The 6,878-nt window shown below is 63.3% G+C and carries 7 protein-coding genes and 1 pseudogene; 6 read left to right on the plus strand and 2 right to left on the minus strand.

The genetic code is table 11. The features are described 5' to 3' along the window. The first annotated feature begins 81 nt into the window (after nt 1–81). The 5 genes from BST44_RS28485 to BST44_RS29945 all read left to right on the plus strand — a co-directional run bounded on the left by BST44_RS28485 (nt 82) and on the right by BST44_RS29945 (nt 4,994). Nucleotides 82–783 (plus strand): hypothetical protein, encoded by a 702-nt coding sequence (locus BST44_RS28485; RefSeq protein WP_136246450.1) that lies wholly within the window; start codon nt 82–84, stop codon nt 781–783. A 14-nt stretch (nt 784–797) separates the two neighbouring features. Further along, on the plus strand, nt 798–1,487 hold the full coding sequence (locus BST44_RS28490; RefSeq protein ID WP_047324298.1) for a DUF6338 family protein: 690 nt from the start codon (nt 798–800) through the stop codon (nt 1,485–1,487). 234 nt (nt 1,488–1,721) lie between these two features. Further along, nucleotides 1,722–1,994 (plus strand): hypothetical protein, encoded by a 273-nt coding sequence (locus tag BST44_RS28495; RefSeq protein WP_142274731.1) that lies wholly within the window; start codon nt 1,722–1,724, stop codon nt 1,992–1,994. A 434-nt stretch (nt 1,995–2,428) separates the two neighbouring features. After that, the gene (locus BST44_RS31805) at nt 2,429–2,656 is read left to right on the plus strand and encodes an Rv2240c family protein (RefSeq protein ID WP_489433954.1); all 228 of its coding nucleotides are present in this window, start codon (nt 2,429–2,431) and stop codon (nt 2,654–2,656) included. A gap of 7 nt (nt 2,657–2,663) precedes the next feature. Beyond that, complete coding sequence (locus BST44_RS29945) at nt 2,664–4,994, plus strand: WXG100 family type VII secretion target (RefSeq protein WP_139315450.1); 2,331 nt, start codon at nt 2,664–2,666, stop codon at nt 4,992–4,994. 519 nt (nt 4,995–5,513) lie between these two features. Here BST44_RS29945 and BST44_RS28505 read toward each other — a convergent pair. Both BST44_RS28505 and BST44_RS28510 read right to left on the minus strand, forming a co-directional pair. Further along, nucleotides 5,514–5,930 (minus strand): type II toxin-antitoxin system VapC family toxin, encoded by a 417-nt coding sequence (locus BST44_RS28505; protein ID WP_047324166.1) that lies wholly within the window; start codon nt 5,928–5,930, stop codon nt 5,514–5,516. A gap of 5 nt (nt 5,931–5,935) precedes the next feature. Continuing rightward, nucleotides 5,936–6,199, minus strand: a complete 264-nt coding sequence (locus tag BST44_RS28510) for a type II toxin-antitoxin system VapB family antitoxin (RefSeq protein WP_047324157.1) — start codon at nt 6,197–6,199, stop codon at nt 5,936–5,938. Nucleotides 6,200–6,302: 103 nt separating this feature from the next. On the opposite strand from BST44_RS28510, the pseudogene BST44_RS28515 reads away from it, so the two are divergent. After that, nucleotides 6,303–6,878, plus strand: a pseudogene (locus tag BST44_RS28515) (hypothetical protein); the annotation flags it as partial.

The raw sequence follows: 6,878 nt of genomic DNA on the forward strand, positions 1-6,878 counted from the left end.
AAGCCATACCCGACGTCCCTGGGCAGTTCGAAGCCTACGGCCGAGGGCAACAACCACCCTGCAAGAAAGGTAAGGAAACGCATGTTCGACATTCCAGGAATGCCACCGCTACAGCGGCATAACCTTCCGGTTCGCCGGGCTTCGTCGACACCAGCCCGCGTCGTCGACGACGGACACCCGGGCGGCGCTCAACGCACGTGCCGGCCGCAGGCGGCATCACAGCCGCGCACGCCCGCCGAGCAGTGGTGGCACTACAGCCGTGGGTGCGCGGCCGCGCTGCGTGCAGGGCGTGTACCGACCCCGGTCGCGGTGTATGGGCCGGTCCTCGAACCCGGCGAACACGCACTGCTCAGTGCACAGATCGACTACAGCCGCTTCTGCGGGGGAGATGGCTCGTATTCGCCGCTGCCGTTGATTGTTGCCGGCCGCCCAGCGGTGATGTTCGGCGCACTGGCGGTCCAAGGCGTGGTCAATCATCGTCGCAAAACGGTCGCGGCCCAACGCGCCGCCGCCCAATGGCGGTTTCACCAAACATGCCCGGTCATCGTGACGACCGACCGGCTGATCTGTACGACCGCCGCGCACGGCCTGGTCAGTTTCTGGTTCGGGGCTTGCACAGAGTTCTACCCGGATTTGCAGCAATGGACATTGACGCTCGGGTTCGACTCAACCTATCCCGTGCGGCTCAGCGGCCCGGCCGCGCCCGCACTGAGCTTGTGGAGCGCCTACGGGATCCTGGGTGACGCGTGGGCCGATGACCCCCGCCTGGCCCTACTGAGCTAAGTCGAGTCCTTATTGTGACGACGTTTCAGGCACTGCTTGTCGCGGTCATCGCTGTCCTTCCCGGCGCGGTGTACACGATCGCGCGGGAAAGCCACGGTGCCAGCTGGGCATGGCGAAAAACAGACGCGGCGACGCTGATCTTCCGTTTCTTGGCGACCTCGGCGGCATTTCACGTGCTGCTGGCTCCAGCGACCTACTATGGCTACCGCCACGTCGTCGTGACCGGCGCGACCGCGCCCAATGTGCTGCCGTGGTCGTGGTGGGCCGCGATCGCTGCCTACGTCATCGTCCCCTACCTGGTGGGCGTGTGGATGGAGGATTCCCGCGAATGGAAGCCCAGTTCTCGACGGGTCCTTGGTTGGCCGAAGAACACGCTTAAACACCTGCTGGCCTTCATTTCCGGGACTGATCCTGAGCCGCGGGCCTGGGATCGACTGTTCTCCAAGAACCGCACGGGATACGTCACGCTCAAGCTCAAGGACAGCCAGGAGTGGAAGGCTGGAATCTGGTACCGGCCGGCGTATGCGAGCGCCTACGGTGAAGACCAGGAGCTTTACATCGCCGAGCAGGTCGCAGTATCCGCGGATGGCGCGGTTTCATCCGACGCCAACGGCGACCCGATCTATCTCGGAGTTGGGCTGTTAATCCGCTGGTCAGAGATTGAATACATAGAATTTGTTGATCTGAGCGGTATGGGAGGTTGAGCGCGATGGCAAAGCAAGAACGCATCGAACGGGCGGTCCCTCGAGACGATGGGATCGAAAAGAAGGGCGGCTATCCAGCAGGGCCCAAGCCGGCGAAGGGCGTGCCGCCCGTCCCTCAAGGACTGCGCAAACCGCGCAAGCAGACGTAGCGGACGGAAAACGGACTTCCCAGCGCCCGCAATCGGCGCTGGTTAGCCGATGTGCAGCCCCAACACCGGCGGTAAGATGCGGAGCATGAGTGCAGGCAGGTTCACCATGGATGTGGCGGAGACCGAGGCCGGCTTGTCCGCCGCGGATGCCGCGACCGCTCAGCAGGCGGGTTCGAGTGTTCAGAGCCTCACGATTGGTGGCTATACAACGTCACTAGTAGGAGCTGCTATCGGGGCGCTCGCGGTGGCGGAGGCCCATGCAGCCGGGCGCGCGGCTACGAACACAGGAAGCAGAGAGTTCAGCATTGCAACAGTTCAAAGCGCTGAAGCCGGTAACTCCAGCGTGCTGACGACGTAACGACGGAGGGCGGCAGAATGTCATCACCATGGTCGAGAACCGGGTCCCCGTCGGTAACCTTGCCTCCTCCTCCCGCGTCTTCTCCTACGCCGGGAGCGACACCGCCGCCAGCAGCCCCGTTCCCAAGCGCTTTTCTGCAAGGCAGCGGGCCTCGACGTCGCGTTTCGGCGCGAATAGCCCTGGGGTTATTGCTTGCGATCGTCCTCTCAGCCGTCGTCACAGCGACAATCACCGTTGTAGCGATGCGAAGCGATTCGCGTGTACAGCCAGGCGGGCAGCCCTCCGTCGCGCTGGCAGCACCTAACTCCGCTTCGCCAACGCCGCAGTTCAGCCCCGCCGAATCCGCCGCAGCAAAGCAAAATCTATGCCACGTGTTCGATGTTTCTGCGGGCCAAAAAGGGCAGGGCGGGTACCGGGTCGAAGGTAACTTGAATATGCCCGTGACTCTTCAAGCCGTAACTAGCGCGGTGGCGGTACAGAATGCGCTTGTTCCCGCTGTGCCTGCTGACGTCGCATCGGCGGCACGGAGATACATCACCACGACACTTGACGTCGCTACCGCGGCTATGGGCAATACCTCAATAAATGAAATCAACCGTTTGACAGCCGTATCGAACGGCGCGGTTGACGCGCTCGTGGATGTTTGCGGGCTACCTCGGTAGGTTATGAATGGCTGCGATACCAGGCCCAAGTGCGGCCGAGGTCCCTACTTGGTGGGCCGAGCGTAATAACAAGCAGGCAGAGCGGCTGCTGAATCTGTTCACTCCGGCGAAGGCGCTCTCCAACCTGCCGTCAGGCGTCCCGCATATTGGCGGGGGCGGTGATCACCCGAAGCCGCAGGGCCCGTTCGTGCATATCCTGTTTCAACCTTTCGTGTGGCCCGCAGACTCGGAAACCCTTCTGACCGGCGACGCGGACATGCTGAAGGATGCGTCGAAATCGTTCGATAACGCCGCAATGGACGTCCAACAGGCTGCCAACGGCGTGCTGAACGGAGGATCATGGGTGGGTAAGAGCGCAGACGCAGCTTATGAGGCCTACAAACAAGCGGCCGCGATTAAATTCCACCAGGCCGACATCAGCGGTGCTGCATCGGATTTCATCAAGCGTGCCGCCGCCGACGTCGCGAGCGCCAAAAAGCACATGTTCAACGAGAGCAAGCAGGCGCATCAAGAGGCCGAGGCTTTTCTGCGGAGCGGCTCGGGTCACTCACTCGCGCAGGTGGCGGTGATCCTCGGAGTTCATCGAACGGCAATTCAAGGTTATTCATCTGAACTGCAAGGCTTCGTCACTCAATACACGACCCAGTTCACCAACCACTTCAAGGAGGGTGGCCCCGGAGCCGGTCCCAAGTTCAAACAAGCCGGACACGGGACGGATAGCTCAACGGATCCATCTTCAACTGACCCTTCAGTTGCAACCCCGCCTGGGACTAATCCGATCCCCGATCAACCTGTACCGAAAGACGCTGGTAACGGACTGGGATTAGGGCGCGGGCACCATGGGCTGTCATCTGGGCCTCCCGGAACTCCCCCCGAGACGATAACGCCCCCGACGCATAACCCATTGACGTCATTGCTAAATGGCGGTCTGCCGAGTATGCCCAGTCTGCCTGGCGGCGGGTCGGGCGGCGGCCTTCCAATGGGCCCTCTGCAAGGATTGATGGGTGGTTTCGGCGGGTTGCCGGGAGGTATGTCACCGCCTACGGGCCTGAGCGCGCCCGGTTTGCAGGGTTCCCCGATGCCGTCGTTGGGAATGGATTTCGGCCGTGGTTTGGCCGCTGGTGCTTCGGCAGCGGGTGGTCTGCCGCCGGTGACGCAGGCTCCGATGACACCGTTGGCGGCGCCGATCGAGTCTGCTCCGACGTCGGCGGCGCCGGCGGCGGCTCCTGTGGCTGCTACACCGCCGGCTGCTGCTTCGGCTCCAGCTCCGGCGCCGGCGACCGGTATGCCGGCAGGTGGTATGACGTCGTATGGTTCGGTGCTTCCTCCGCAGGCCACGTCGGCGGCTCCGCCGGTGGGTTCTGCGCCGGCTACACCGTCGATTCCAGCTGAGGCTGGTGGTGCCGGGGCGGGTGCGGGGGCGGGGACCGGGCTGATGCCCGTCGCCGGTCGGCGTGAGAGCGCAGCGGTTCGCCGCGATATGGCTGAATCTGATCTGGATCAGGCCAAGGCGTTGGTCGCCGAGCTGGCTGGGGCCGCCAGCGTGACTGACCCGGGTTTGGATTGGGCTGTGGCGGTGGGCCGCAACGCGTCTGGCATGCCGACGTACTGGGTGGCCACCAATGATGGTGCCGCCTATATTCCGCCTGGGGTGTTTCTGCGCAAGACAATGCCGATCGCTGGCGGGCACGATGGAGATTTTGACGCGCGCTGGTTCGGCTGGGTCAACCCTGCCGATAAGGCGGTGCGGGCGGCGCGGGAGCTTGGCGATACCGTGAGCGCGGTGGCGACGTCGTGGGCGATGCCGTCTGAGTATCTTGCCGAGCACCCGTCGCCGGAGGTTGCGACGGGCGTGAAACCGAATCTCGGGCCGGACAATATGTCGGCGGAGTTGTCTCCGTCGCGGGCGCACCGTCTGCAGACGGTGGATGCGGCGCTGTACACCGATCTGGTTGCGGCTGATGAGTCGACGGTCCGGCACTACTGCCGAACTCTGATTCGCCAGTTGGCGTTTGGTATTCCGGGCGAGGATTTGTCGCCACTTGCTCAGTCGGTGGCGAACGCGTTGGTGGCCGAACGGTGGCCGACGGCCCAGGAGTGGGCGTTACTCGGCGAGGAACATGAGGACGCGCTGGTGCAGATGGCTTGCCAGCGGCCGGGGTTGAACGGGGTGGAAAGCCCTGACCAAACGGTCAGCTACACAAGGGAGTTCGTCCGTTGCCGGCAGCTGGAGGCCTTGCTGTGCTGGGAGCAGCACGGCGGGGATCTGCTCAACGTCGTGTATGCGGCTTGGGTCGCCGGGATTCGGGCGCCCTTGAAGGACCTAGTTCTGCGTTGATCGACGATCTGACCGCCAAGGTGGCTCAGCTGCTCGCAGAGCCGCCGCCACGACCCGTGCGGGGGGTGCAAAAGGAAACCGCCACTCGTGGGCCAATCGGCCTCGCGATAACGGTGTTCCGGGCGGCAAGGGACTTGGTGGCAGAGATAAATTATGTTGAGGCTGTTAATGATTGGGAGCAGCGACAAGCTCGTTTGAGAGAGTTAGACGTTCTCTTAAGTTCGGGTGTGGTAAACGCTGCGGGCCGGGAAGTACTGCGCGACGAAGTGGAATCGTTGCGCCTCAGTGGTTTTGCTCGCGTGCAGCGCATGGCGGCCGTGTGTTCTGCGCTTGGTGTCGTGACCAAGGCCGTTGGAACAATCGTACGTGGTTGTGGAGAGCGCGGGGCTGCGGAAAGTCAAGCTAGCGCTGTGGCCAGAGTGAACAGATCAACGCCGAGACGCTGCGGGTCTTGGGGTTACACGAGCACACTGCTGCGATGTCGCTAACTGATGCATATTGCCTTGTGGTGCAACGAAATTAGTGTGTCGGCCAGTAGCCGATGACGCCGTCGAATTCAAGGTCTGTTTGGGCGAAGTCATTGCCGATCGCAATGAGTGGTTCCTGCGCGAGTTTGGCGGTGGCGTATGCCATGGTGTCTCCGTAGTTGAGGGCGGCGGGGTGGCGACCCTTTCCGTACTGGAGGTAGGCCCGATGTGCGATCCACGCGTGCTCGAGTGTGAATGGTTGGAATTCGAGGTTGATTTCGGACCGGAGGCGGTCGAAGACGGTGCGGGCTGTGGCGCCGTGGCGGCTGGTGAGCACGATGAGGCATTCGGCGGCGTTCGCCGTGGACATGACCGGGCTACGGTCGCCGGCGAGGGCGGCCGCGATCTGTTCGGTGTAGGGGGCTTCGCCTTGGATCAAGGCAATAAGGGCTGACGAGTCGATGATCACGGCGCTCACACGCCCGTGGCGTCGTTGTATCCGAGCGCTTGTTCGCGTTCGGTCTTGCTGATAGGGGATCGGTCGTGCAGCAGTGGCCAGATCTCGGTTCTGAGGACGTCGAGCAGTTCGTCGGCGCGGTTTCCCGTGCGGGATTGGGTGATCTCGATCTGGGCGCGCAGTGCGTAGCGGATTGCGTCGATGCGGCTGGGGAGGTGCAGGCGGGCGGCGAGCTCGTCGGCGAATTGGATCACCTCTTCGTCTTTCACATTGAAAGCCATAGGTATATGGTACCGAACGCGAGGTATGTAGTACTTCGCTTTGTGATGGTTTCGCCTGCGCTGGATGTGGCCTGGGCCGATGGCGTCGGGTTAATTTTGTTGGGTGAGTATTGCGGCGTTTGTAGCGGGTGTCGACCGCATTTTGACGCGTGCGCATGACTTGTATCCGGCTGGCGGTGGGGGCGGGGAGTTACCGGCCGCTGGTGAGGGCGGTGCGGTGCCGGCGTCGCCTGATGGCGGGAGTGGGTTGCGTGCCGGGGTGTTTCGGGCCGCTGGCTCTTATCAGCAGTCGCGCGCCGGTGCGGCGGGCCTTGATCAGGAGTTGCAGGAGTCGGCCGAACAGGGCACGGCGATTGGTCAGCAGGGCCGGCTGGCCTCGGGGGTGATTCGTGATCAGGCCCGTGCGATCGGGGCGTCGAGTGCGACGTTGGGTCGGACGCCGGCGGGGGCGCATCTGATTATGGCCGCGATGGATCAGCAGCTTTCGGCGATGCAGGGCCAGTTGCAGGCGACGAAGACCCAGTACCAGGGCGTGTCGGCGACGTTGCGGCAAACAGCCGCGGGGTATCAGACGCTTTCTGATGGGGCGAAGGATTCGCCGCCGGCGGTGCCGTTGGATTCCTCGGATAGGTGGAAGCCTGGGGATCAGCGGCATATGCCCTATGGTGCCGGGGTGGGC

Source organism: Mycobacterium scrofulaceum (genome assembly GCF_002086735.1).
Taxonomy (GTDB): Bacteria; Actinomycetota; Actinomycetes; order Mycobacteriales; family Mycobacteriaceae; genus Mycobacterium; species Mycobacterium scrofulaceum.